Origin of the sequence: Pontibacter ramchanderi (genome assembly GCF_002846395.1) — a bacterium.
Taxonomy (GTDB): domain Bacteria; phylum Bacteroidota; class Bacteroidia; order Cytophagales; family Hymenobacteraceae; genus Pontibacter; species Pontibacter ramchanderi.
The window spans coordinates 1,250,300-1,273,341 of the sequence record NZ_PJMU01000001.1 but is presented as its reverse complement, the minus strand read 5'-3'; the positions used below and the strand labels follow the sequence as shown (position 1 = coordinate 1,273,341).

The window sequence follows — 23,042 nt, the reverse complement described above, 5'->3', positions numbered from 1 at the left end:
CACAGCACCTTCTTTTCAAGCGCACATGTATTTACTGCTTAGGCACTACGCGTAGTAGTAGCTGCCTTTTTTCTTGTATCCGTACTCGTAGGTGTTGTTGTAGTCCAGGTCGTTGATCACCATGTAGATGTTCTTCAGTTTGCGTGCGGCATACAGCTCGTTCACCTGCGTGAGCATGTCCTTGCTGGTATACTTGTGCTTCACCACATACAGGTTCACATCCATGTGCTTCATCAGGATAAAATACTCGGCCACAAACCCGATCGGCGGCGTGTCGATCACCACATAGTCGTACTGCTCTCTCAGTTTTGCGATCAGCTCGGCCATGCGCTTGTGCTCCAGCAACTTGATGGCATTGTCAGGTATAGGTCCGCACGAAATGATGTCCAGGTTCTCGATGTCTGTTTTCTGGATCACTTCCTCCAGCGGCAGTCCCTGGCTCAGGTACGAGGAAAGACCGGCTGCATTGTGCGTGTTGAAGTACTTGCCAAACGTAGGCTTGCGCATATCCGACTCTATCAGGATGGTACGCTTGCCGGCCATAGCCATCTCGCTGCTCAGGTTAACAGAAGTAAACGTCTTGCCCTCGCCCGACACCGATGAAGTCACACCCACTATTTTGAAGTCAGTTTCAGACATCAGGTACTGTAGGTTGATACGAATGGACCTGAACGATTCGGCAATGGCAGAGCGCGGGTTGTTTTTCACGGCCAGTTTGTCGGCCTTGGTACCGTGCGCAATCACACCCAGGAACGGAATGTTGGTCACATTGTTCAGGTCGTTTTTGCCCTGAATGGTGTTGTCCACGTTGTCGAGCAGCACGATGAGTGCGGCAGGGATGATCAGGCCCAGAATCAAGGCGAGCATGAAGATCATGTTGGGCTTCACGTTCACAGGGCCGGCCCCCCACATGGCAGCTTTGTCCACTATCTTCTTGTCGGTGGTGTTCGTAGCCAGCGCGATGGCAGCCTCGGCACGTTTCTCGAGCAGGAAGTCATACTTCTTGTTCACGAAATCGGCCTGGTTTTGCAGGTCCATCAAACGGCGCTCATGCTCCGGCACTTTCGCTATACCTGTTTCCAACTGGCTGATGCGCTTGTCTGCATTGGCAATGGAGATATCCGTGGAGCGGATCAGGTTCCGGATATTGGCGATGATGGCATTGCGCGTGCTTTTTATCTCACTGTCGATCACCTTTATTTTTGGGTTGTCGGCTGTGGCGCTCACACTGTATGAGGCACGCTGTTGGTTCAGGCGCGACAGCTCGGTGAAGAGATTGGCCAGGTTCGGGTTCTGCACACCCGCCACCGCCGGCGATACCGCCTGGGTGAAGCTCTCATCGTCCTCAATCTGGTCTAGCACCGTCACATAGTATTGTTTCTCGGTTGACAGCTTCGACTTCTCCATTTCCAGCTGCGCCAGCTTTTCGTAGCTGATGTTCGACTGCACATCGATGTTGGCGATGCGGTTAGCCGAGCGGAACGAGGAGAGCGCCTGCTTGCTCTGGCGGAGCGAGTCCGACAGGCTGGCGATCTGGCTGTCGATGAACTCAAGCGTTTTCTGGCCGTTCATGTTCTTCTCGTCCAGGTCGCGCTTCACGTAGGTGTCCATCAGTGTGTTCAGGAAGAGCAGCTCTTTTTGCGGAATGGCGCCTTTGGTGCTTATCTCCAGCACGCGAGCCTCACGTTCAATGGGTTTGATGTGCAGGCTGCCAGCATATTGCGCCACCTGGCTTTGCATACTGTTGAGTACGAAGTAATATTTCTTGGCGTCCAGCTTATCCTCCGGGTTGGCTCTGTCAATCGTCAGGCTCAGGTATTTGTCTTTAAATGGTTTGCCGAACTCAAGTACCTTCGTAAACTCAAGGTTGGGTGCGATCTGCTCCACGCTGTGCTTTCTGAAATCATAAAGCCCTGGCGTTTCAGCCTTCACAGTCAGTTCGTACTGCTTATCGTTCAGTACGCGCACCTCCAGCGGAATATCCACGAGTTGGAGCGAGCTGGTATCGAGGTGTACCACAAAAGGAGCGTTGTCGTACTGTTCTTCTTTTATCAGATCCAGCCCTGTGTTCAGCCAGTGGTTTGGCACCATGTAATACGATACCGAAAAGTCGAGCTGCTCCAGCGTGCTGCGGATCATGTCAGCCGAGGTAAGGATACCGATCTCGTCCTCCACTTTAATGCCCTTGCTTTGCACGTCGAGCAGGTTGAGGAGTTCCTGGGCCTTTTTAGAGCCGGTGTGCTGGTCTCCCAATAGCAGGGTCGACTTAAAAGCATAGATGCGGGTAGAGCTCTTGACATAGACATAAGCCCCTGCCATTGCGATCATGACGAAAGCCAGGAACAGGTACCATTTGCTTCGGAACTTGAAAAGCCAGCTTCTAAGATCTATCTCGTGCTCTTTATTTTTTCGTTTCATGGGGTATGCTTACTTAAAATAATTCAGGATAACAGCTGCCGTGGAGATAACTCCGAGGGCAATGGTGACCACATTAAGCGACACCAGGTTATCGCGTTTAACCTGCGCAACCGAAGGCTCGATGTACAGGACATCGTTGGGCTGCATAAAGTAGTATCTGGATTGTACGATGTTTGGGTCTTTAAGGTCTATCAGGACCACCTCAGATCCGCCGGGTGTTTGGCGCACCAGTTTCACGTTTTCGCGGGAGGCGCTGCGCGTTAAGTCGCCTGCCATACCCAGCGCGTCGAAAAGGGTGGCCCGCTCGTTATACACAAAGTACTGGCCGGGGCGGTTAACTTCTCCCAGCACGCTTACCCTGAAATTGATGAGCTTGACAACAACCGTGGCATTGGTAATGTAGCGGTCTACGTTGCGCTGGATCACTTCCTGCGACTGCTGTAGGGTCAGACCGGCCACCTTCACCTTACCCACGTTGGGCAGGTTTACGTTACCGTCATCGTCTACGGAGTAGCCGCTCAGGAACATGGTGCCCGGGTCGGCAAAACCAAAGGCGCTGGATGGCGGCACGATGTTATAGATATTGGATATTTCAGGTTCCAGGCTCTGCACTTTAATCGAGAGGACATCGGCAGGCTGTAACTGGTAAGGCTTGTAAGTAGTCTGCATTGGCGTTGCCACAGTTTCCTTCAGGTTGTCGTTTTGCATGTATACAAGCTCTTTTTTGCTTAGGCAGGATGTCGCGCTTATCATTAGGAGCAGGAGGTATACGACTCGTCTCATGTATGTTGCTTAAGGGTGTTGTGAATGAAGATACTCGTACGTTGATTTTGTTTTTTTGTGATAGCGGGCGTGTATACCTATAGTGATTTGACATACAGTACCCAAAAAATTGTATCAGCCATATATACTATGAGAGCCACAAAAAGATGCTTGTTTTCCAAAATATTATGTGAATTTAATGTTGTCAGCTAAGAGTTTTAGTTGCAATATTCTGTAAATCAAAAAGTTGCAATATGAAGCGTTTGGCTAAAAATCGCTCCGGTCAATAACTCCTGCACGCAGCAGTGGATTCATTTTATAAATGAATTATTGGTATAATCCTAAAATTTAGCGTTGATAGGGAAGTTAAAACAGGGTAAGGCCGTAAGGACAACGGCTGCTGTTATGCTGAGAGGGCCGGTATAAAAAAGGCCACCTTCCCCATGCATCCCGGCACGAAGAAGGTGGCTCACTTACTTATATAAAGGGTATAGAGTATGCTTTGTTATTCAATCCATTTGGTGCGGCGCTGCTTGGCGCGTGGTGCAGGCATCTGGTTTTGTTTCTGTTTCAATTTGTCGGAGGCCTTGCGGATCAATTGCTGGGAGTAACCGCCAGCGTGTTCAATAATTCCACCTTTTAGCTTCCAGCCTTGCGGAAATAATACGGCAACCTCTGTTGCCAATGTCTCTAGATTAGGGGCTACTACTATATTGTATTCCATCTTAATGTGTAAATAAACAAACTATAGAACCAATATAGGGGATAATAACATAGGTTGTATGCGTTAGGCTACGAAATTTGGTAAATGAAGTTACATTCAGAATAAAATTTAGCTCGCTCTTAAAATAATTAATTAAAAGAAGCCGCTTTAAACGCTTTTTGACGAATTAATTCTATTTACTCTGCTCTGAGGTGAGAAATATTTTAAAATTTGTGAGCCCGTTGCTGCCGGATTCCAGCGAGAACTGAAAGCCATGGCTAAGTAGGATCTCCCGGATCATGGTCAGGCCGATGCCCTGGCCGGTCTCTTTGGTGCTGAAAAAGGGGGTGAAGAGTTTCGGGCGCACGTGCTCGGGTATACCTTCGCCGTTGTCGGAAATGGTGAGGCAGAGCGGTTGTTCCTGCAGTTCCACCCAAATGTTGCCATCCGATTTCACGGCCTCCATGGCATTCTTAAGGATGTTGAGCAGCGCCTGCTCCAGCTGCTGCTCATCCATGTAGATGCAGAGTGGACTTGCGGGGAGTTTCATCGTCAGCTGAATGTGTCGTTGCTCCAGTTGGGGCAGCATCAGCCGCTCGAGCCGCTTGAGCAGGGCCTGTACCTGTACCGGCTTTTTGGAAGGGGCAGGCAAGCGCACCACATCCGCAAAGTTGGCCATGAAACGGCTCAGGTTCGCGTTCCGGTCGATGGCTACCTGCAGGGCATAGGTAAAATCCTCGCGGTGCTCCTCGTCGATCTGGGGGGTATAGAACTGCACCGAGTCCAGGATGGAGTTGATGGCGCCGGTCGAGTTGTTCACTTCATGCGACATCATCCGGATCACTTTTTCATAGGCCTGTCGCTCGTTCTTGATAATGGCCTCGGTGAGTTCCTCGATCATAATAAAGGCCCGCTGAAAGCCACGGTCGATGAAGTGCGCCCGGTGTGCCCGGAACGTGCGGATACCGTTGAGACGGAAGGTATAGGGCTGGCCCACCTGTACCTGCGTCAGCTCACGCGCCCAGGTATTGGGCAGCGCCGCCAGCTCGCTGCCCTGCCACGACTGACCGGACAGGTATAGGTAGCGCTCCGCGGCGGGATTGATGCTTTCAATGCGACCATCAAAGTCGAGGAGGATGATGCCGGCAGGGGAGGCCTGGATGATCTTTTCGAGCAGAAAATGCTTTTCGGCCTGCGCCACGCGCTCCTGTCGTAGCTGCTCTATCATCCGGTTATACACATCCACCAGCTCGTCGAGCTCCGGCTGTCCCACCTGCACAAACTTCGTCGAAAAGTCCTTGTCGCGGATGGACTCTATACCTGCCCGGATCAGGTTGAGCGGCTTGAAAAAGGCATTGTACAGATTGACGGTCAGCACCACGGAGAGCAGCACCAGCAGCTCCATCCCAATAAACAATAACTTGTTTTCCTGCAGCAGGAAGTAGGCCATCACAGCCAAAAGACCGTGGACGAAAACCGCGAAGAAAATGAACTTAGTCCTGAGCTTCATACGGGATGCCGAACTTTTCGAGGCGACGGTAGAGGGCGGCACGGCTCAAACCCAGCGCACGCGCCACTTTGCTGATGTTGTTGTGGTAGTAGGCCATGGACTTGCGGATCATGGAGGCCTCCATTTCGTCGAGCGTCATGGTGCCCACGGCGGGCAATGTTTTGTCGCCGGCCTTTACGGGGCCCTGCTGCGCCTGTGCCTGAAAGTCTTCTGCGCGCAGCACATCGTCCTCAGCCACCAGCACGGTGCGTTCCACCAGGTTTTTCAGCTCGCGTATGTTGCCGGGAAAAGGCAGCTCCTTCAGCCACTGTAGGGCTTTGGGGCTCAGCTCCAGCTCCGGCCGGTTGTAGGTCTTCTTCATGTTCTCCACAAAGAACTGCACCAACAAAGGGATATCGTCCGGTCGCTCGCGCAGCGAAGGTATACGCACCTTGATCAGGTTGATGCGGTAGAACAGGTCTTCGCGGAATTTGCCTTCCTCCACCATCTGCTCCAGGTTGCGGTTAGTGGCGCATACCACCCGGATGTCGAGTTTGCGCGAGCGGCTGTCGCCGAGCACTTCGTAAGTGCGGTCCTGCAGCACGCGCAGCAGTTTCACCTGGCTGTTGAGGTCCAGTTCGCCGATCTCGTCGAGGAAGATGGTGCCTTTGTTGGCCATCTCGAAGCGGCCCACGCGGTCGGCTTTGGCGTCGGTAAAGGCACCGCGTTTGTGTCCGAACATCTCGCTTTCGAACAGACTGGCCGAAATGCCGCCCAGGTTCACCTTCACAAAAGGTTGGGACTTGCGGAGGCTGTTGCGGTGCACCGCCTCCGCTATGAGTTCCTTGCCGGTGCCGCTTTCGCCCTCGATCAGCACCGAGGCATCGGTTGGCGCGATCTGCCCGATCCGTTTCAGGATTTTGAGCAGCTGCGGGTCCTGGCCTACAATATAGCCGAAATCATACTGCTGGTCCAGCTTTTTGCGGGTGAGGGCTTCGTCTTTGGCAGGAGCCTGTTGCGAAAGGCTGAGCGCCGTGCGCACGGCCTGCACCAGGTAGTCGTTGCTCCAGGGTTTGGTGATAAAGTCTGCTGCTCCCAGCCGCATCCCCTCTACCGCCAGACTGATGGAGCCCCAGCCGGTGATCAGGATGACCGGCAGTTCCGGCATGCGCTGCTTGAATGCCTCCAGCAGCTGCAGCCCGTCGTTTCCGGTGGTGTCGATGGAGAAGTTCATGTCCATGATGACGAGTTGCGGCGTATGCTGCTGCGCCACTTCCAACGCCTCTTTCGGGGAGGCCGCTTCTTTTGTCTTGAAGCCGTGCTGTTTGAGCAGGATGCTCAACGAGGCGCGAACGGCCACATCATCGTCAATTATCAGGATCATGCGCGGTGTGCTTTATGTCTGCTCTAAATTAAGTTTTTTGTGACTTATTTGCTATTATTCTTCATGCAAAGCCATGGCCGGATGAATGGCAGCTGCCTGCCGGCTCGGGTAGAAGGCGCAGCCAATAGCTAAGAGGTAAATAAGTCCCACCGCTATACCTAAGGCGATAAAATAGACCATTGACTCGACCTCGAACACCTGCAGCATCGGAAACTGGATGGCAAAGGCAACACCCAGCACCAGGCCGAAGGTAGCCAGCACGAGCACCTCGCCTATAAACTGCCGGTATACCTGGTTAGCGGAAGCACCCAAAGCCCTGCGAAGCCCGATCTCGCCGTTGCGACGGCTGATGTTATACCAGAGCACCCCAAAAAGCCCGAGTGCCACATTGAAAATAAGGAAGCCACAGACCACTGCCATCGCGATCATCGGCACCATGGAGAGCTTCTCCTTGTTCTGGCGCATTTTTTCAACGGTCGTCAGCTCCAGTGTCCAGTTTTTGGCGATGCCGCTCAGGTCTTTGACCATGCGCTCTTCAAAGGCTATACCTGTGCCCGGTTTCACCCGGATCAGTATCTCACCCCAGAAAACAGCCTCTCTTTGCTGGTTGATGCGCGTGAAGATCACGGGAGATTCCTCGGCGTATTCGCTGCTGCCCCGGTAGTGGTCTACCACGCCAATGACCTGCACCTGGCTGCTGTCGTCCCGGGTGATCAGCTTTCCGATCGCGCTTTCATCTCCAAAGAGCTCCTGCTGCAGCACCCGGTTGATCACCACCGGATTGTAACGTGCGGCGTCATCCTGTTTCGTGAACCAGCGACCGGCGCTCACATTCAGTTGCATTACCTCGGCAAAGGTATCTTCCACGTCCAGGTTTTCAGCCAGGATACGCGGGCCATCGCCCACCTTCGCCCATACCTTCATCTGACTGAAGGCAAAAGGGGAGTTGCTGCTGACCAGGGCTGTGCCTTCGACCTCGCCATAGGACCGGATCTTTTGAGTCAGCTGCTCCTCTACCGCTATCCGAAGCTCGGTGGAGTCGATGTCGGCGCGGGCGGTTAAGAGCCATACGTTGTCGTAGTCAAAGCCAAGGGGCTTGCTGTAGTTGCGCACGTTGTACACCACCAGGCTCAGCACGGCGAAGAGCACCAGAAAGCAAAAGAAGATCTCCGAGATGAGCAGGAAGTTGCTTTTCTTCCGGTTCCAGATCAGTTTAAACAGATGGCGTATCATTGATTACCTCCTTTCAGTGCGGCTACCGTGTGCAGCCGCGACATTTTATAAGCCGGGTATACCCCCGAAACAAGTCCGAAAACCAAACAGAAAAACAAGCCCAGTGCAAAAACCCGCAGGTTCAGCCCCAGGTCAGCATACACGATCACCCCGCTGTCGTTGATCAGCCACAGCACCCCCGCCGACAGCAGGAATCCGAGCAGACCTCCGAGCAGCGTCAGGAAGATGTTCTCGATGATGAACTGGCCGATGATGGTGGAAGAGGTGGCCCCAAAGGCTTTGCGCACGCCGATTTCAGAAGAGCGCTCCATGATGCGGCTGATGTTGATGTTGACCAAGTTGATGGCGGGCAGCAGCATGAACAGCAACACTGCCGCGGCCAGGATCGCATAGAGCTTGGCCATACCTGTGTCATCGTCATTGCCCAGAAACGTGCGGGCAAAACCTTCCACAATCGAGTCGGGGTAGGAATAGAGTTTGGTGCCTTTTTCCGGGTGCTGGCGCTCCACATCCTGCAGAATCACGGCAAATTCATTTTTGATGTTGTCGATGTCCGACGAGCTATGGGCTTTGATGGTGGCAAAGTACTCGCCGCGCAGACTCGTAGAGCTGTAGTCTTCGGTGCGCAGGCTAAGCGGTACCCACATGTCGGCGTAGGAGTGGAGGCGCAGCACAGGCACATCCTTCACCACACCCACCACCGTGTAGCTTACCTGGTCAGCCACAATGGTTTTGCCGACTGCCGTGGTATTGCCGAAATAGTTCTGGCGTGTTGCCTCGTTGATCACAGCCACGCGCTGTGCATTGCGCACTTCCTGTGGGCCGAACGGACCGCCTTCCACAAATTCAAAATCCAGAATCTGCCAGAACTCACTGTCGGTAAACTTAATGTCGAGAGCCAGCTTGCGGTTATCGATGTAGCTGTTCACGGTCTGGAATATAGAGTTGATAGAGACCATCTCGGGTGTGGTGAGCGTACGAACTTTTCGGTCGAGAAAGGTATAGCTGGGCGGACCGCTCATCTGGTAGCCGCCGTCTTTGCGTTCCTGCATCATGTTCACAAACAGGATGCGGTCCAGGTCTTTCTCGGGCATCTGCGGACCAAAGGCATGGTCATAGAGGGCGGTAGCCACCATAAGCACCATCAAGGTAAAGCTGATGCCGAAGAGACTGATGAAGGTGAAGAACTTGCGCCGCAAGAGTACCTTCCAGGCTATTTTGAGGTAATTTTTCAGCATGGCTATACCTGTTGATAGTCGTAAGCAGTAGTTTTCGCGTCAGATACCTGCTGGCCATCGAAGAAGCGAATCAGTCGCTCGGTCTTCTGGGCCATGTTCTCGTCGTGGGTCACCATCACGATGGTGGTGCCGTCCTGGCGGTTGAGCGTGAGCAGGACGTTCATGATCTCCTCGCCCATCACCGAGTCGAGGTTACCGGTTGGTTCGTCGGCCAGGATGATCTCGGGCTGACCGATCAGCGCACGGGCAATGGCTACCCGCTGGCGCTGTCCGCCCGAAAGCTGCGTGGGGTAGTGCTTGGTGCGGGCGCTCAGGCCTACTTTCTCCAGGGCGGTAAGGGCCATGTGGCGGGATTCGGAGGCGGAGGTCCCACTTCGGTAAAGGAGCGGTAGCTCCACATTGTCGAGCACGCTCAGGTCGTTGATCAGGTGATAGCTCTGGAACACAAAGCCGATCTTCTGGTTGCGGATGTGTGCCAGTTCTTTGTCTCTATACCTGCTGATGGGTGTGCCGTCAATCTCCACAATGCCATTGGTCGGCTCGTCGAGCAGGCCCATGATGTTGAGCAATGTGGACTTGCCGCAACCCGAAGGCCCCATCACCGACACAAACTCACCTTTCGGGATGTGCAGGTTGACGTTGTGCAGCGCTACCGTCTCAATGGTTTTGGTCTGGTAGACTTTCTCGATGTTCTTTAATGTGATCATAGTTTTATGTCTTGATGGTTGATTGTTAATTGTTGATTGTTAATTGTTGATTGTTAATTGTTGATTGTTAATTGTTGGTGCACGATTAACCCACCCCTGGCCCCTCTCGGGAGCAGGGCCGTTAAGTTTTACCAAATTCTCCCCTTGAGGGGAGCGCAGAGGGGTGTTCTTGCTGCGGACGAATCCCAAACAAGACAATCAATTGCATTAATGCACCGAATTTACACCCCTATAATCCCCTCAAGGGGATAGTTTTTGCAGAACTTAACCGCCCTGCCCCGAGAGGGGGAACTCTTACACGATTCGGACAGGTCGCGACCTGTCCCTACAGCTATACCTATCACATTTTCAAATCTTCAAATCTTCAAATTATACACTCACTCATTCACTCACTCACTAATTCACTCAATTATTTTCCCCTGTTCAAAATCGTACAGCGTGAGCTGCCGCAGATTGTAGTAAGCCGTCCAATACTCGCTCAGGGAGGCGATGTGGGCGCGGCGGGCCTGGTCTTTTTCGGCTAAGGCGATGTTGAGGTCGGTGATGCTGATGCGGCCAATCAGGAAAGTGTTGCGGGCGATCTCGTAGCGTTCCTGGGCGATGGCGTCGGCTTCGGCGGTGGTGGTGATGCGGGCTTTCAGGGTGTTGTACTGGTTCACCTGCATGAGCACGGCCTGCTCGAAGTTGGCGTCTTCCTGGTCCACGGTGTACTGCACCAGCTGCTTGTTCAGCTCGGCTACTTTATAGATAGACCGCTGCCTGCCCCAATCCATGATCGGCATGCTGAACCCGATGCGGGCCCGCTGCTGGTTTTCAGGGCGGGAGTAGATGTCGGTGAAGGAGGTGCCGCGGTTGGTGAGGCCGAAGGTGGCAAACAAACTGGCATTCAAACCATTGTCGCCCTGCGCCTTGGCCATGAGTGATTCTGCTTCCATGAGTCTTCTGCTGAAGTTAATACTCTCCTTGCGGTTCTTGCGGGCTTCCGCAAGTGCTACTTCAGCCAGCACAGTCGTGGCAGGTATACCTTCCGGCGTTGTCAGCTCCAACTGGTCTGTCTCCTTCATGCCGATGTAGGTTTTGAGAGCGAGTGCTGCGGTCTGCTGATCGAGGGCGGCCTGCGCCATGGCCAGTTCGGCGTTCAGCACAGCCAGGCGCAACTGCAGCAAATCGTTTTTGGAAAGGCGACCGAGCTTATACTTTTCCTGGGCGATCTGGTAGAGCGTGTCGTTGCTCGACTGGTTCTGGCTCGCGATGCGCTGGTTTGTTTGGGCCAGCAGCAGATCGAAGTACAGTCTGGTGGCGTTCACGGCTATTTTTTCGCGCTCCTCCAGGTATAGCTTCTGGGACTCCTGGTAGCGGAGCGGCTCTATCTTTCTGGCCCAGGACAGCTCGTTGTAGGCAAACAGCGGCTGCTCTATACCGATGATGGCGGGGTTGCCGTTGTAGCGCGTCTCGTCGCGGTCAAAATCGTCGAAGCGCTGCATCAGTGAGGTCACGAACACACGGCCCCCGGTTGGACTCACCACCTGGCTCAGGCTCAGCCCCAGCTCGGAGTTATTGATCGATACGGGTTTAAAATCGGTGGTACCGTCGGGCTGTGTAACCGGCATGATGGTGCGGCTAAAGTCGGGGAGGGTGCCGGTGAGGCTGAGCTGCGGTTTGTAGTCTGACTTAAAGCTGCGCCACTGCCAGTAACTATTCTCGCGACTAGTCTCGGCCTGTCGTGCGGTTGCTGACTGCTCCTGCGCCAGGGCGATCACCTCCTGAAGAAGCAAGGTGCGCGTCGCAGGCTGTGCTATACCTGGCAGACAGGGCAGCAGCGTCACAAACAGCAATAAGATCAGGTATAGCTTTTTCATGGTTTCAAATTGCGTATCACTACTTTCTTCTTGACAAAGGGCTAATTGACAAAAGACATAGGACTTTTTTCTTGATTAAAGACTAATTGACAAAAGATATAAGTCCTCTCCCTTTTAATCATTTGTCCTTTGTCACAAGGTCTTTTGTCCTGTTTCCAAACTCTTAAACTTCCAACCTCACTTCACTTTCACCTTATCCATGTGCTGGTAATCGGCCAGGTCAGAGATCACTACTTGCTCGCCGGCTTGCACGCCGCTTTCCAGTTCCACGAAGTCGATGTTGCTCACGCCGATCTGGGCTTCCCTTCGGATCAGCGCCCCATCGCGCAGCACGTATACCTGGGGTTTGGTGGCGGTTTTGAAGTAAGGGCCGTTTTTCACGCGCAGGGTGTTTGGTTTAGCGGCTGTCTGCACATACACATCCACGCGCAGGCTGGGGCGCAGCAGCTCGTGCGCTTTCTCTTCCAGGGCCACAAAAAAGGTCACGATGCCATTTTCGACGGTCGGTTTAATGGAGACCACGCTGCCCTGCAGGTTGGTGTCGTTGATGCGGACTACAACGCTACTGCCGACGCTCATCTGGCTGGCAAAAGCATCCGAAATAGTGGCCTGCACGCGATAGCTGCTCAGGTCAGCGAGGCGGGCGATGATGTCGCCGGCGTTCACGTTGCTGCCGATCTCGTTTTTCACCCAGGTGATCACGCCCGGCTGTGTAGCGCGCACTTCGGCCTGCTCCATTTTGCGCTGCAGTTCCTCAATCGAGCGGCTCTGCATGGCCAGGGTATAGCGTAGTTCCTGCTCGTCAGCTTTAAGTAATTGGCGCTCCGTTATGATGTCGCGTTCGATCTGGGCGAGTTCCTGCTGGGCGATCTTCAGGTTGAGTTCGGCCTGCTTCACGCTCTCCTGCGTGCCGCCCCCAATCTTGAGCAGGTATAGCTCGTCTTCGAGCTGGGCCTGCAGACTTTTTACATGCATGCGCTTGATCTCCAGCTGCGAGGCCAGGGCGTTGAGTTTCTTTTCGAGGTTGAGGTTGAGCTGCACGCTTTTGTGACGGCTCTGTTCCTGTTCGTCTTTTAGTTTGTCGTAGGCCAGCTGGGTATAGGCCCTGTCGAGGAGCAGGATCTGGTCGCCGGGCTGCACCTGCTCGCCGGTACTATGCACCACCTGCTCGATGCGCGCCTGAATGGGGCTGGTGATCACCTGCTCGTGCTCCGGCACTACCGTACCCGAGGCCGTGATGGTGGCTTCCACGGGACCTGCTTCCACCACCGCTGTTCTGATTTCGGTGTGTGAAATGCTCGGGGTGATCAGGCTTCTGAATCCGAAGATGGCGACTGCCACTAGGGCAGCGGCTATACCTAGTTTCCAGAAGCGTTTTTGCTTCTGGGCTTGTCTGGTGCTGGCTGATAATTCACGGTCCATCGTTTTTTGTGGAGTTTTGCTCGTGAGGGTATAGCCAATTTAAATGCCAGATTTATATATTGCTGATAATCAGGTGTTTGTGATTTAATTTATTGACTTTCAGTAATTTATACCTGTTCAAAAATGAACAGTTTGTGCGGTTTTGGATGTGTGGATAGGAGAGTTGTAGAGAAAAGGTTTGATGTTGGCTTGAGTAGAATATATATAAATTAATATACACTTCAAAGGTGAGCTATTACGCATAACATGCTATATTGGGTGGGTAAACGTCATAGTGACGTTTACATAGTAGTTGTGGGGTATATCAATATGAAAAGACTCAAAGTATTCTTCTTTGTAACTGTAGTACTTTCGTCTACCATTCTATTTGCCTGCAGTCCTAAATATAAAATTGAGAATGGGCAATGGGCTTATATCACCTTCGATGAAGCAGCTGGAAAACGCGTGCGAAACATATCGGCAGATATCAATAGCTTTCAGGTTTTAAAGGATAAAAGGTATGGGAAGGACAGGAACCACGTTTTTTTTGAGGGGCGTATTATTCCGAAAGCTGACCCGAAATCTTTTCAGATTATACAAAGTAAAGGTTACTCAACTTACTCAAAAGATAAGACCAATGTGTTCCTTGATGATGCAAAGGTAGTATTTGCGAATCCAGAGAAGTTTATACCTTTTGACTGGCCTTATGCAAAAGATGACAGAAGAGTATTTTGCGGTACCATACCAATTGAGATTAAAAATATTGAAGAATTCATAGTGACAGAAACAAGTGGAGCAAAGACCTCAATGACTAAATCTCACTTTATAAAATTAAATGAAAAGTATGCTTTTTTAGATACTCTGGATGTGAATGGTGTTATCTTCGGTGAAGGGAAAGGAGAAACAAAGACTGAAAAGTTTAATAGTTACAAAAAGATAGAATAACACCACACAACAAAGTTCAGCCTTTATGCTCGGCTCCGCCTCGCCCATCGGCTGCACTAACACTGTTAAACTAAAACCACCCCAAATCCCTCACTCCAATTTACCCCACACCCTCCACCATTCCTCCCCGTAATAACAGAGATGAAAGCGCTGCTGCTATACCTGATCTTCAGCTTATACCTGACTCAAGGTATGGCGCAGAACCTGGTGCGGAATCCTAGCCTGGAGCAGCTGAAAGGCGGGGTTATCGGGTTCAAGGGGGTGAGCGGTACGCCCGATGTTGCCGCTGTGGAAGGAAAAGTCGTGCAGTTCCCGCCATACTTTAATGCCTATCAATCCAATACGCCCTCCAGGCAGGTTTCCACGATTGAATTCGGGGAGGTTTGCCTGTGCCAATGGTTCAGTTTCGAAGCGAGTGAACTGACACAGGTAGAACTAACAAAGCCACTCCGGAAAAACCAGGAGTATGTGGTATCGCTCTACACCATCCGGGCCTCGACCATCGAGCCGCCCATCAGTGAGATTACGGTACACTTCCTCAATAAGCCGCTGCCAGCCATCCGGCAGGTATACGGCCTCAAAGATCACCCCCTCACCACGGCAGCTATACCTTATACTTCGCTCAAAAACGATACTGGCACACCGTTAGCCTCCCGAACGGAATGGACAAAAGTGAGCGGTCTTTACAAAGCCCGGGGTGGGGAGCGCTACCTGCTGCTTGGAAATTTTCTGGGCGCAAACGCCGCTGCGCTGGAAGTAATGAACCCGGAAACAGAAGAAGTGGAGGAGGAACTTAAAAGCAGTAAGAAGAAAGGCACCTATTACTGCTACGACAACATCAGCGTTGTGCCAAAGCCTGCCGCAGACAAGGAAGCTGACGCTATCCCCGATGCCGCGCCACCGCTTGCATCGGCAACTGATGCGCCTATTGCCATAGGCAGTACCCTCACCCTGGACGATGTGAATTTTGCTTTCGGAGAGCATACCATCCAGTCGGTAGCCTTCCCGCTGCTCGATTCCCTGGCTGCTTTTATGGCAACGCACCCGCAAGTAGGCGTCCGGATTGTGGGCCACACCGACGATGTGGGGACCGATGCCGATAACCTCGCCCTTTCGCAAAGAAGGGCCACCACCGTGAAGGTATACCTGGAAGATAAAGGTATAGCTGCCCACCGCATTTCGGCCAGCGGGCTAGGGGAGTCAGCTCCCCGGGCAGACAACCTGACCGATGAAAACAGGGCCCTGAACAGGCGGGTGGAAATCGAGATTTTTGAGGAGTGAAGCCACATGCCTGCTACTCAGGTATAGCCGGCCCCTGCCGATCGGCAATTTTATAATTCGGGCAAATTAACAGCACAGCGCGTCATCAATCTGGTGCCATAACTGCGCATTTCTCCCCATCTTTCCTTAATTTGCCTCTTTCACAAAGCAACCATATCTATGAGTCATACAGAAAGGCTGGCCGCCATACGCCAGCAGATGCAAGAGCAGGGGCTGAGCGCCTATATCATTCCTTCCGCAGACCCGCACATCAGCGAGTACCTGCCCGACCGCTACAAGTGCATTTACTTTGCCTCGGGCTTCACGGGCTCGGCCGGCACCCTGGTGATCACTCAAGACTTTGCCGGCCTCTGGACCGATGCCCGCTATTTTGAGCAGGCCCAGGAGCAGCTGGCAGGCAGCGGGTTCGAGCTGGTGAAACTGCAGGTGCAGCACGCACCGGAGTACATTGGCTGGCTGGCGGGCCGGTTGAACCAGGGCGATACGGTGGGCTACGATGCCAAGCTGATCTCGGTGGGGCTGGCCGAACTGCTGGAGCAGGAACTGGCGCCGCTGGGTATAGCACTGGCCACCGACCGCGATCTGCTCGACCCGATCTGGGAAGGTCGTCCGGACCTGCCAACCGCCCCCGCCTACCTGCTGGGAGAGGAACTGACCGGACAATCCACCACCGCCAAGCTGGAAAAACTGCGCACCTCGCTCCAAAAGCAGCGAGCCGCCTATCATTTGATTTCCTCGCTCGACGACATGGCCTGGCTCTTCAATATGCGCGGCGCCGACGTGAAGTGCAACCCGGTAGTGCTGAGCTTTGCGCTGATCAGTCAGGAAAATACGGTGCTGTTCATTGACCAGGCCAAACTGAGCGAAGCTGACAAGAAGAAACTGATGGCCGATGGCGTGGAATTGCAGCCTTACGAAATGGTGGAGCGTCTGCTGGCCGAACTTCCGGCCGGATCTTCCATCCTGATCGACCCGAAACGCAATTGCTACGCGCTGTATAAGCAGCTGCCAGAGGGGGTGCGCGTGATCCATAACACCAATCCGACCACGTTCTTCAAGGCCGTAAAAAATGAAGTAGAGGTAGAAAATACCCGCAAAACGATGGTAAAAGACGGCGTGGCGTTGACCCGCTTCTTCAAATGGCTGGAGGATAACCTGGGCAAAACCACCATCACGGAGATTTCAGTGGCGGACGTGTTGCGAGATTTCAGGGCGCAGCAGGAGGGCTTTATTGGCGAAAGCTTCGACACCATCGCCGGTTACAAAGCGCACGGTGCCTTGCCGCACTACAAAGCCACCCCGGAAAGCGACGTGGAGCTCAAAGCCGACGGCCTGTTCCTGCTAGACTCCGGCGGGCAGTATACCACCGGCACCACCGACATCACCCGCGTGGTTTCGCTGGGCAACCTCACCGACGCAGAAAAAACCGACTATACCCTGGTGCTGAAAGGCATGATCGACGGCGCCACCGCCCGTTTCCCGAAAGGCACCCGCGGCTACCAGATCGACGCCATCACCCGCAAACCGCTCTGGGACCACGCCCGTAACTACGGCCACGGCACCGGTCATGGTGTAGGCTTTGCCCTGAACGTGCACGAAGGCCCGCATGTGTTCAATCCGACACCCACACCTGTGGACATCGAGCTGGGCATGATCACCTCGGTAGAGCCTGGCATCTATCGCCCGAACCAGTACGGCATCCGCATCGAGAACCTCGTGCTCACCATTCCGGACGAGATCAACGACTTCGGCGAATTCTATACCTTCGAGCACCTCACCCTCGCCCTGATCGACACCGCTCCAGTAAAAAAAGAACTGCTGGACGAGCGCCAGATCCAATGGCTGAACGACTACAATCAACTGGTAGTGGAGAAACTCGGTCCGCACCTGACGGAGGAGGAGCTGAGCTGGCTCAAGGAAAAGGCAAAGGCTATTTGATTGTTGATTGATAATTGTTAATTGTTGAATCGGCTATACCTGTTGAAGGTATAGCCGGTTTTTTTGTCTGAATCAGGATTTTCAGGATTAGTGGATTAACAGGATTCTCATGCACGATTGTCATTCCCCTGCCCCCTTCTTTGTCGAGGGCCCCTACCCCCAAGGGGAACTTTGGCTACTGCCATCTTTCAGGTATAGATCCGTAGTTACTGCTCTGCTGTACCGGGTCTCTAGTATAACTCCGGTGTTTCAGCTATAAACAACACGAACCGCTGGCAGGTACAGTTCTATCATTTCGAACGCAAGTGAGAAATCTGGAGTTTGCAAGATTTAATCTCAGATCACTCTCGTTGTTTCTGTCATAGACCACACGAACCACTGGCAGGTATAGCAAGACTAACTATCAGCCAGCTATGTAACAAACAGCTGTGCCAGGTGCGCCACCGACGATTTTGTGTTTGAGCGGTCAGCGAGTGGGGGTAGGGGCCCTCGATTCAAAATCGTCTTGATTTTTTTGCTTACTGGGGGTAGGGGCCCTCTTTTTTTTCATCAAGGAAAAAAGTGAGTGCCCGCCGCACAGGCGAAAAGCCAGCTATGCAATAGCGCAACAGCTTTACCTATAGGCTTGCTACGCCAGTTACAAACTGGCCTTATGCGCAACCACAAGTTACGCTGTCGCTAAACTTGCGGTATACCTATACCTATACCTGCAAAGAACACTAACTACATGTGTGCACTGGCTAGCAAAACCATAGCCTGTATCACCTAGAGATAGAACACTATACCTTTGCCGGAAACAAAGTATATTTGCAAGTATACACGATACCATGAAGCAAACCACCAGCACCATACTAATGATCGAGCCGACAGGCTTTGCCTACAACCCGGAAGCAGCCGAGACCAACAGCTTTCAACGGGAACTTCAGGACTTTACACTCGCTCAGGTACAGGACATAGCCTTGCTCGAATTTAAGAATGCGGTGGCGGAATTGCGCAAGTTGGGCGTGGAGGTAATTACAATGCGCGACCCTGAAAATTCGGGCACGCCCGACTCTGTATTTCCGAACAACTGGTTCTCCTCCCATGCTGAAGGACAACTGGTTACCTACCCGATGGCCTCGGTCAGCCGACGCAACGAGCGGCGTAAGGAGGTGCTCGAACGGGTTAAACACGCCTGCCAGTGCGATGAGCATATAGCGTTGGAATTCTTTGAGGACGAAAAGTCGCCTGTATACCTGGAGGGAACAGGCAGTTTGGTACTCGACCGCGTGAACAAAATTGCCTATGCCGCTGTGTCGCCACGCACGAGCCTGGTCGCGCTGCAGCATTTCTGCGATAAACTGGGCTACGAGGCGGTTACGTTTGAAGCCTATGGTCCGGCTGGCGAACTGATCTACCATACCAACGTGATGATGTGCGTGGGCGATACATTTGCCGTAGTAGCCCTGGACACCGTGGATGAGCAGGATCGTGAAAAGCTGTATACCAGCTTACACGGCAGTGGCAAAGAGATCATCGAGATCAGCAAGGAGCAGACCTACCAGCACTTTGCGGGCAACATGCTACAGCTTGAGAACAAGCAGGGCGAGCGTATACTGGTAATGTCGAAAGCCGCTTACGAAAGCCTGACACCAGAGCAGTTGGAGCACTTGAAGGCCCATAATGAGCACCTCCTATACCTGCCGATCCACATGATCGAAAAGGCCGGAGGGGGCAGCATCCGGTGCATGATCGCGGAGCTGTTTCGGAAGCGATAATTTTTAGGCGGCGCCATACCTGATACCTGCCGCCGTATACCTAGCTTTGCGGTTTCATTTATACCCGAGCCTGCATGAGCAGTATCATCTTACTTTTTCTTTGCCTGATCGTGGGGGTGTTGCTGCGGCGGGTGCCGGCTTTCCCGAGCACATCGCCCGTCGTGCTCAACCAGTTCATCATTCACATCTCGCTACCGGCCCTGGCGCTATACGCTATACCTGAAGTGGAGCTCGACAGTACCGTGCTACTGCCCGTAGGGGTGGCCTGGATCTGTTTTGCAGCGGCGGCGGTGTTCTTCTATACCCTTGGCCGCATCTACGGCTGGTCCAAAAAGCTGGTAGGTTGCCTGATCCTCACCGCCGGACTCGGCAATACGTCTTTTGTTGGTTTCCCGATCATCGAGGCGCTGTATGGGCAGCAGGGTTTACAGACAGCTATCCTTGTTGATTTGCCCGGTACCTTTGTGGTGGTGTCGACACTCGGCATTGCCCTGGCCGCCTATTTCTCCAAAGGGCAGCCCGATTTGAAAGCCATTGGCCTCAAGATCCTAACCTTCCCGCCATTTTTGGTTTTTGTCGTGGCGTTTGCCATGAACGTGGCCAACCTGCATTTTTCCGAAGACCTGAAGGATGTTTTCAACCGATTGGGCAGCACCGTTACGCCGCTGGCGCTGGTGAGCGTGGGCATGCAGCTGCGCATCGAGCGAAAGAGCAAACACTGGCGCTTTCTGTTTCTGGGGCTCGCTTTTCAGTTAATTTTGGCTCCTTTGCTGATTTATGTACTCTATGTTTTGGTGCTGGGCGCTCGTGGGCCGGTGGTGCAGGTGAGTATACTTGAGGCAGGTATGGCACCTATGATCACAGCGTCCATCGTGGCCATTTCCTACGGACTCAAACCCCGGCTGGCCTCCATGATGGTGGGTTTCGGCATTCCGCTTTCCTTCCTCACACTCGCGGTCTGGTACCTGCTGGTGCAGGGACTGTAGGTATAGCCAATTAGCTATTGCTGAAGATTTCTCGTTATTTTACAAGGTATACACACAAGGCCTGGCTATACCTGGGCCTATTGCGAATTATGACACAACACACAACCGAAGGCATCCGCCTGAATAAATTCATCAGCGACGCAGGCATTTGCTCGCGCCGTGAAGCCGACAAACTGATCGAGCAGGGGAGGGTGCTGGTGAATGGCAAGTTGCCGGAGGTAGGAGCCCGCGTAAGGGCCAAAGACAAGGTGCAGGTAGATGGCAAAACACTGCAGATCGACCAGGTGCCGCCTGTATATCTGGCGCTTAACAAACCAGCCGGTATCGAAACCACCACCGACCTGTCGCAGCGCGACAACATCATCCGGTTCGTCAATTACCCGGAGCGCATTTTTCCGATCGGGCGCCTCGACAAAGACTCCGAAGGCCTGATCTTCCTGACCAACGACGGCGACATCGTGAACAAGATCCTGCGGGCCGGTAACAGGCACGAGAAAGAGTATATCGTAACGGTGGACAAGCCGATCAACGAGGATTTTGTGCAGAAAATGAGTAATGGCGTCTCTATACTTGGTGTGAACACGAAGAAGTGTTTCGTAGAGCAATTGGGGCCGAACAAGTTCCGTATCATCCTCACGCAGGGCATGAACCGCCAGATACGCCGTATGACCGAAACGTTGGGCTACGAAGTGCAGACCCTGCAGCGCATCCGCATCATGAACATCACGCTAGCCAAACTCCCGCTGGGCCAGTGGCGCGAACTGACTGACGAGGAGATCGCTGAGATTCAAAGCCAGGTAGCAGACTCTGTAAAAACGGAAGAGGGCTCAAGTAGCAGGAAAAAGTCAACTGCTAACCAGTCGCATACAGCGCAGCCGGCACGAAAAAAAACGGCCACCAGCAACCGACCAGCCCGAAAAGATAACGGCACAGGCAAGAAAAGCAGCTTCGGTGCGAGCGAGTCCAAAGGCGGAAGGGGCCAGCGCGGCGCTTCAAAAGGACCGGGCGCCAAAAAATCAGGAGGTAAAAGCCGCGCCGGTTCCAGAGGAGCCAGCCGAAACGCGCTGGCAGCTAAAGGCGGCGGACGCAAAAGACGCTAGACTGTTTAGAGAAGCAAAAGCCGGTGCAGTTAGGCCTTATACCAAGTTGCACCGGCTTTTTTATTAGCTCTTGATGACATTACGCAGCAACTTTTACCTCCGAAGATCAAGGTATAAGACTTTTTTGGAAATCGTCTCCGGGAGGGCAAAGCCATTTCATTCCACCTTTTTGTCATCCTGAAATGATTTTGGTCCTAGTAGGCCACTGCCTCCGCACCTAGCGTAGGCCTACCACACTTTTGGACGAGTTTCCCCGACGCAAGTCCGGGATGTGCCACTTAACAGAATCAATAGGAATACTAAACTTCCTCTTCCTCCGTGTCTTCTTCCGGATAGGCGTTCAGTTTGATCTTCTCGATCTGCAGGTAGGTCTTGAACTGGTGGATCAGCTTGTCCATTTCCTTTTCCTTTTGCTGCAGGGCGTCCACTTCCTCGTCGGATGTTTGCAGTACCGGGCGGAGGCGGTTGAGGCTGTCTTTCATCTGGGCTACGGCATCCTCAGTGTGCGCAACCACCGCTTCGTTCTGTTCGGCGGCTATGGCTAGCTGCAGTTGCCCGATGTACATTTCCAGAAACTCGACCATGTCCCATGGGTTGTTAGGTCTATTCCAGGTGAATCCGGTATTGCAGCGGCGGCACTTGTACGTATTGCATTTCCAGCCGTGCTCATTGGTAGTGGAGCCAGTGCGCTTCAGCATGTCGGCTTTACCGCATTTAGGGCACTGGGCATTATCTTCGATGATGTTGAGCAGGCGCTCCCGCTTGTCCATGATGGCGCTGCGGTTGGTGGCATGTGTGATCAGTTGCGTTTCCAGGTTCTGGCAGGCAGTGGTCAGTTGCGAGTGTTCCGCGCTGAGCTCACCTTCCTCCATTAACCTGGCGGCACGCTTGCTAAAAAAGCGTATCAGTTTGATCAGTTCTCTCTCGTTGGGCTTCAGTGCGGGTTGTTTCATGTGTTGAGTGTTTGTTCAAAGGTACAAAATCCGGCGCAAAGCACGCATTGTTGGCCTGATTAGCGTGGCTGCTTCGCTTCGCGGGTGCGTTTGTAAATGCGGATGGCCAGCATCAGCATAGCTGAGAAAAGCAGCAGGCCCACGATGCCCCACACCATGCTCAGTGTATTTTTGAGGACTACCAGAAACACAATAGCGATCAGGAAAACCGTGGCCACTTCGTTCCAGATGCGCAACTGAGTGGAGCTATACCGGATGACGCCGTTTTGCTGCTGCTTGAAAATGCTATGGCAGAGAAAGTGGTACACATAGAGGCACAGTACAAACGCCAGCTTCCACACAAGCCAGCCCGGAAAACCACCGCCATACAAATGCCATATGCTAATGCCGAAAATGAGCGTGAGCACGGCCGATGGCCAGGTGATGCCATACCACAAACGTTGCTGCATGATCCGGAACTGGTTCTGCAGAATGCTGCGCTCCGGCTCCGGCTTCTCCTGCGCCTCGGCAAAATAGATGAATAGGCGCACAATATAAAACAAGCCGGCAAACCAGGTAACCACAAAAATGATGTGCAGGGCTTTGATGTATAAAAAGGACATAGGCCGTAAGGGTGCTTTTAGGCAAAGGTATTAAAAACAAAAGTCTGAATCAGGATTTCCATGCACGATTGTCATCCCCCTGCCCCCTTCTTTGTCGAGGGCCCCTACCCCAAGGGGGACTTTCTGCTATTACCATCTTTCAAGTATAAGAGCTGTAGCTTCCCATATTGCTATACCGTGTCAAACCACCCCTGCCCGTCAGAGCTACGCTCACAATCTTCGAACTCACGTTCTCGATTATCCAAGGCTGGGAATTTGTAGCTGCCATTCGAAAGGTATAAACGAT

18 protein-coding genes are annotated in these 23,042 nt (G+C 52.9%); 6 read left to right on the top strand and 12 right to left on the bottom strand.

Features of this window, described 5'->3' with window-relative positions; all coding sequences use genetic code 11:
* Positions 1-45: 45 nt before the first annotated feature.
* From BD749_RS05355 to BD749_RS05310, 10 genes are all read right to left on the bottom strand, one after another.
* Complete coding sequence (locus BD749_RS05355; protein WP_101443308.1) at positions 46-2,418, bottom strand: polysaccharide biosynthesis tyrosine autokinase; 2,373 nt, start codon at positions 2,416-2,418, stop codon at positions 46-48.
* A gap of 9 nt (positions 2,419-2,427) precedes the next feature.
* On the bottom strand, positions 2,428-3,126 hold the full coding sequence (locus tag BD749_RS05350; protein WP_245868748.1) for a polysaccharide biosynthesis/export family protein: 699 nt from the start codon (positions 3,124-3,126) through the stop codon (positions 2,428-2,430).
* Between the two features lie 559 nt (positions 3,127-3,685).
* Positions 3,686-3,904: a hypothetical protein gene (locus tag BD749_RS05345; RefSeq protein ID WP_101443306.1), complete on the bottom strand. Its 219-nt coding sequence runs from the start codon at positions 3,902-3,904 to the stop codon at positions 3,686-3,688.
* Positions 3,905-4,076: 172 nt separating this feature from the next.
* Positions 4,077-5,393 (bottom strand): sensor histidine kinase, encoded by a 1,317-nt coding sequence (locus BD749_RS05340; RefSeq protein ID WP_180336321.1) that lies wholly within the window; start codon positions 5,391-5,393, stop codon positions 4,077-4,079.
* The gene (locus BD749_RS05335; protein WP_101443305.1) at positions 5,377-6,756 is read right to left on the bottom strand and encodes a sigma-54-dependent transcriptional regulator; all 1,380 of its coding nucleotides are present in this window, start codon (positions 6,754-6,756) and stop codon (positions 5,377-5,379) included. The genes BD749_RS05340 and BD749_RS05335 overlap by 17 nt, the downstream gene beginning before the upstream one ends.
* Positions 6,757-6,810: 54 nt before the next feature.
* Positions 6,811-7,989, bottom strand: coding sequence for an ABC transporter permease (locus tag BD749_RS05330; RefSeq protein ID WP_101443304.1), 1,179 nt, complete (start codon positions 7,987-7,989; stop codon positions 6,811-6,813).
* Positions 7,986-9,227, bottom strand: coding sequence for an ABC transporter permease (locus BD749_RS05325; protein ID WP_101443303.1), 1,242 nt, complete (start codon positions 9,225-9,227; stop codon positions 7,986-7,988). The genes BD749_RS05330 and BD749_RS05325 overlap by 4 nt, the downstream gene beginning before the upstream one ends.
* Positions 9,228-9,229: 2 nt before the next feature.
* A complete protein-coding gene (locus BD749_RS05320; protein ID WP_101443302.1) occupies positions 9,230-9,934 on the bottom strand; it encodes an ABC transporter ATP-binding protein in 705 nt (234 codons plus the stop codon).
* A gap of 401 nt (positions 9,935-10,335) precedes the next feature.
* The gene (locus tag BD749_RS05315; protein ID WP_245868746.1) at positions 10,336-11,793 is read right to left on the bottom strand and encodes a TolC family protein; all 1,458 of its coding nucleotides are present in this window, start codon (positions 11,791-11,793) and stop codon (positions 10,336-10,338) included.
* Between the two features lie 177 nt (positions 11,794-11,970).
* Positions 11,971-13,215, bottom strand: coding sequence for an efflux RND transporter periplasmic adaptor subunit (locus BD749_RS05310; protein ID WP_180336320.1), 1,245 nt, complete (start codon positions 13,213-13,215; stop codon positions 11,971-11,973).
* Positions 13,216-13,524: 309 nt separating this feature from the next.
* Here BD749_RS05310 and BD749_RS05305 point away from each other — a divergent pair, with 309 nt between their 5' ends.
* From BD749_RS05305 to rluF, 6 genes are all read left to right on the top strand, one after another.
* Entirely contained in the window at positions 13,525-14,139 is a 615-nt protein-coding gene (locus BD749_RS05305) for a DKNYY domain-containing protein (RefSeq protein WP_180336319.1), read from the top strand.
* 141 nt (positions 14,140-14,280) lie between these two features.
* Positions 14,281-15,420 carry an OmpA family protein gene (locus BD749_RS05300; RefSeq protein WP_101443300.1) on the top strand — a complete coding sequence of 380 codons (1,140 nt, stop codon included), beginning with the start codon at positions 14,281-14,283 and terminating at the stop codon, positions 15,418-15,420.
* A gap of 159 nt (positions 15,421-15,579) precedes the next feature.
* Positions 15,580-17,358 carry an aminopeptidase P family protein gene (locus tag BD749_RS05295; protein WP_101443299.1) on the top strand — a complete coding sequence of 593 codons (1,779 nt, stop codon included), beginning with the start codon at positions 15,580-15,582 and terminating at the stop codon, positions 17,356-17,358.
* 827 nt (positions 17,359-18,185) lie between these two features.
* Positions 18,186-19,115 (top strand): citrulline utilization hydrolase CtlX, encoded by a 930-nt coding sequence (gene ctlX, locus BD749_RS05290; RefSeq protein ID WP_101443298.1) that lies wholly within the window; start codon positions 18,186-18,188, stop codon positions 19,113-19,115.
* A 74-nt stretch (positions 19,116-19,189) separates the two neighbouring features.
* A complete protein-coding gene (locus BD749_RS05285; RefSeq protein WP_101443297.1) occupies positions 19,190-20,101 on the top strand; it encodes an AEC family transporter in 912 nt (303 codons plus the stop codon).
* A gap of 89 nt (positions 20,102-20,190) precedes the next feature.
* Positions 20,191-21,201 carry a 23S rRNA pseudouridine(2604) synthase RluF gene (rluF, locus tag BD749_RS05280; RefSeq protein WP_101443296.1) on the top strand — a complete coding sequence of 337 codons (1,011 nt, stop codon included), beginning with the start codon at positions 20,191-20,193 and terminating at the stop codon, positions 21,199-21,201.
* Positions 21,202-21,500: 299 nt separating this feature from the next.
* Here rluF and BD749_RS05275 read toward each other — a convergent pair whose 3' ends face one another.
* A complete protein-coding gene (locus BD749_RS05275; protein ID WP_101443295.1) occupies positions 21,501-22,154 on the bottom strand; it encodes a hypothetical protein in 654 nt (217 codons plus the stop codon).
* 59 nt (positions 22,155-22,213) lie between these two features.
* Positions 22,214-22,756 carry a CopD family protein gene (locus BD749_RS05270; protein ID WP_101443294.1) on the bottom strand — a complete coding sequence of 181 codons (543 nt, stop codon included), beginning with the start codon at positions 22,754-22,756 and terminating at the stop codon, positions 22,214-22,216.
* Positions 22,757-23,042: the final 286 nt, after the last annotated feature.

Excerpts from the sequence above, each read along its gene's own strand:
- BD749_RS05325 (WP_101443303.1), bottom strand. The coding sequence starts at position 9,227 with ATGCTGAAAAATTACCTCAAAATAGCCTGGAAGGTACTCTTGCGGCGC.
- BD749_RS05270 (WP_101443294.1), bottom strand. The coding sequence starts at position 22,756 with ATGTCCTTTTTATACATCAAAGCCCTGCACATCATTTTTGTGGTTACC.
- BD749_RS05300 (WP_101443300.1), top strand. The coding sequence starts at position 14,281 with ATGAAAGCGCTGCTGCTATACCTGATCTTCAGCTTATACCTGACTCAA.
- ctlX (WP_101443298.1), top strand. The coding sequence starts at position 18,186 with ATGAAGCAAACCACCAGCACCATACTAATGATCGAGCCGACAGGCTTT.
- BD749_RS05305 (WP_180336319.1), top strand. The coding sequence starts at position 13,525 with ATGAAAAGACTCAAAGTATTCTTCTTTGTAACTGTAGTACTTTCGTCT.
- BD749_RS05335 (WP_101443305.1), bottom strand. The coding sequence starts at position 6,756 with ATGATCCTGATAATTGACGATGATGTGGCCGTTCGCGCCTCGTTGAGC.
- BD749_RS05315 (WP_245868746.1), bottom strand. The coding sequence starts at position 11,793 with ATGAAAAAGCTATACCTGATCTTATTGCTGTTTGTGACGCTGCTGCCC.
- rluF (WP_101443296.1), top strand. The coding sequence starts at position 20,191 with ATGACACAACACACAACCGAAGGCATCCGCCTGAATAAATTCATCAGC.
- BD749_RS05320 (WP_101443302.1), bottom strand. The coding sequence starts at position 9,934 with ATGATCACATTAAAGAACATCGAGAAAGTCTACCAGACCAAAACCATT.
- BD749_RS05350 (WP_245868748.1), bottom strand. The coding sequence starts at position 3,126 with ATGCAAAACGACAACCTGAAGGAAACTGTGGCAACGCCAATGCAGACT.
- BD749_RS05340 (WP_180336321.1), bottom strand. The coding sequence starts at position 5,393 with ATGAAGCTCAGGACTAAGTTCATTTTCTTCGCGGTTTTCGTCCACGGT.
- BD749_RS05345 (WP_101443306.1), bottom strand. The coding sequence starts at position 3,904 with ATGGAATACAATATAGTAGTAGCCCCTAATCTAGAGACATTGGCAACA.
- BD749_RS05310 (WP_180336320.1), bottom strand. The coding sequence starts at position 13,215 with ATGGACCGTGAATTATCAGCCAGCACCAGACAAGCCCAGAAGCAAAAA.
- BD749_RS05295 (WP_101443299.1), top strand. The coding sequence starts at position 15,580 with ATGAGTCATACAGAAAGGCTGGCCGCCATACGCCAGCAGATGCAAGAG.
- BD749_RS05275 (WP_101443295.1), bottom strand. The coding sequence starts at position 22,154 with ATGAAACAACCCGCACTGAAGCCCAACGAGAGAGAACTGATCAAACTG.
- BD749_RS05285 (WP_101443297.1), top strand. The coding sequence starts at position 19,190 with ATGAGCAGTATCATCTTACTTTTTCTTTGCCTGATCGTGGGGGTGTTG.
- BD749_RS05330 (WP_101443304.1), bottom strand. The coding sequence starts at position 7,989 with ATGATACGCCATCTGTTTAAACTGATCTGGAACCGGAAGAAAAGCAAC.
- BD749_RS05355 (WP_101443308.1), bottom strand. The coding sequence starts at position 2,418 with ATGAAACGAAAAAATAAAGAGCACGAGATAGATCTTAGAAGCTGGCTT.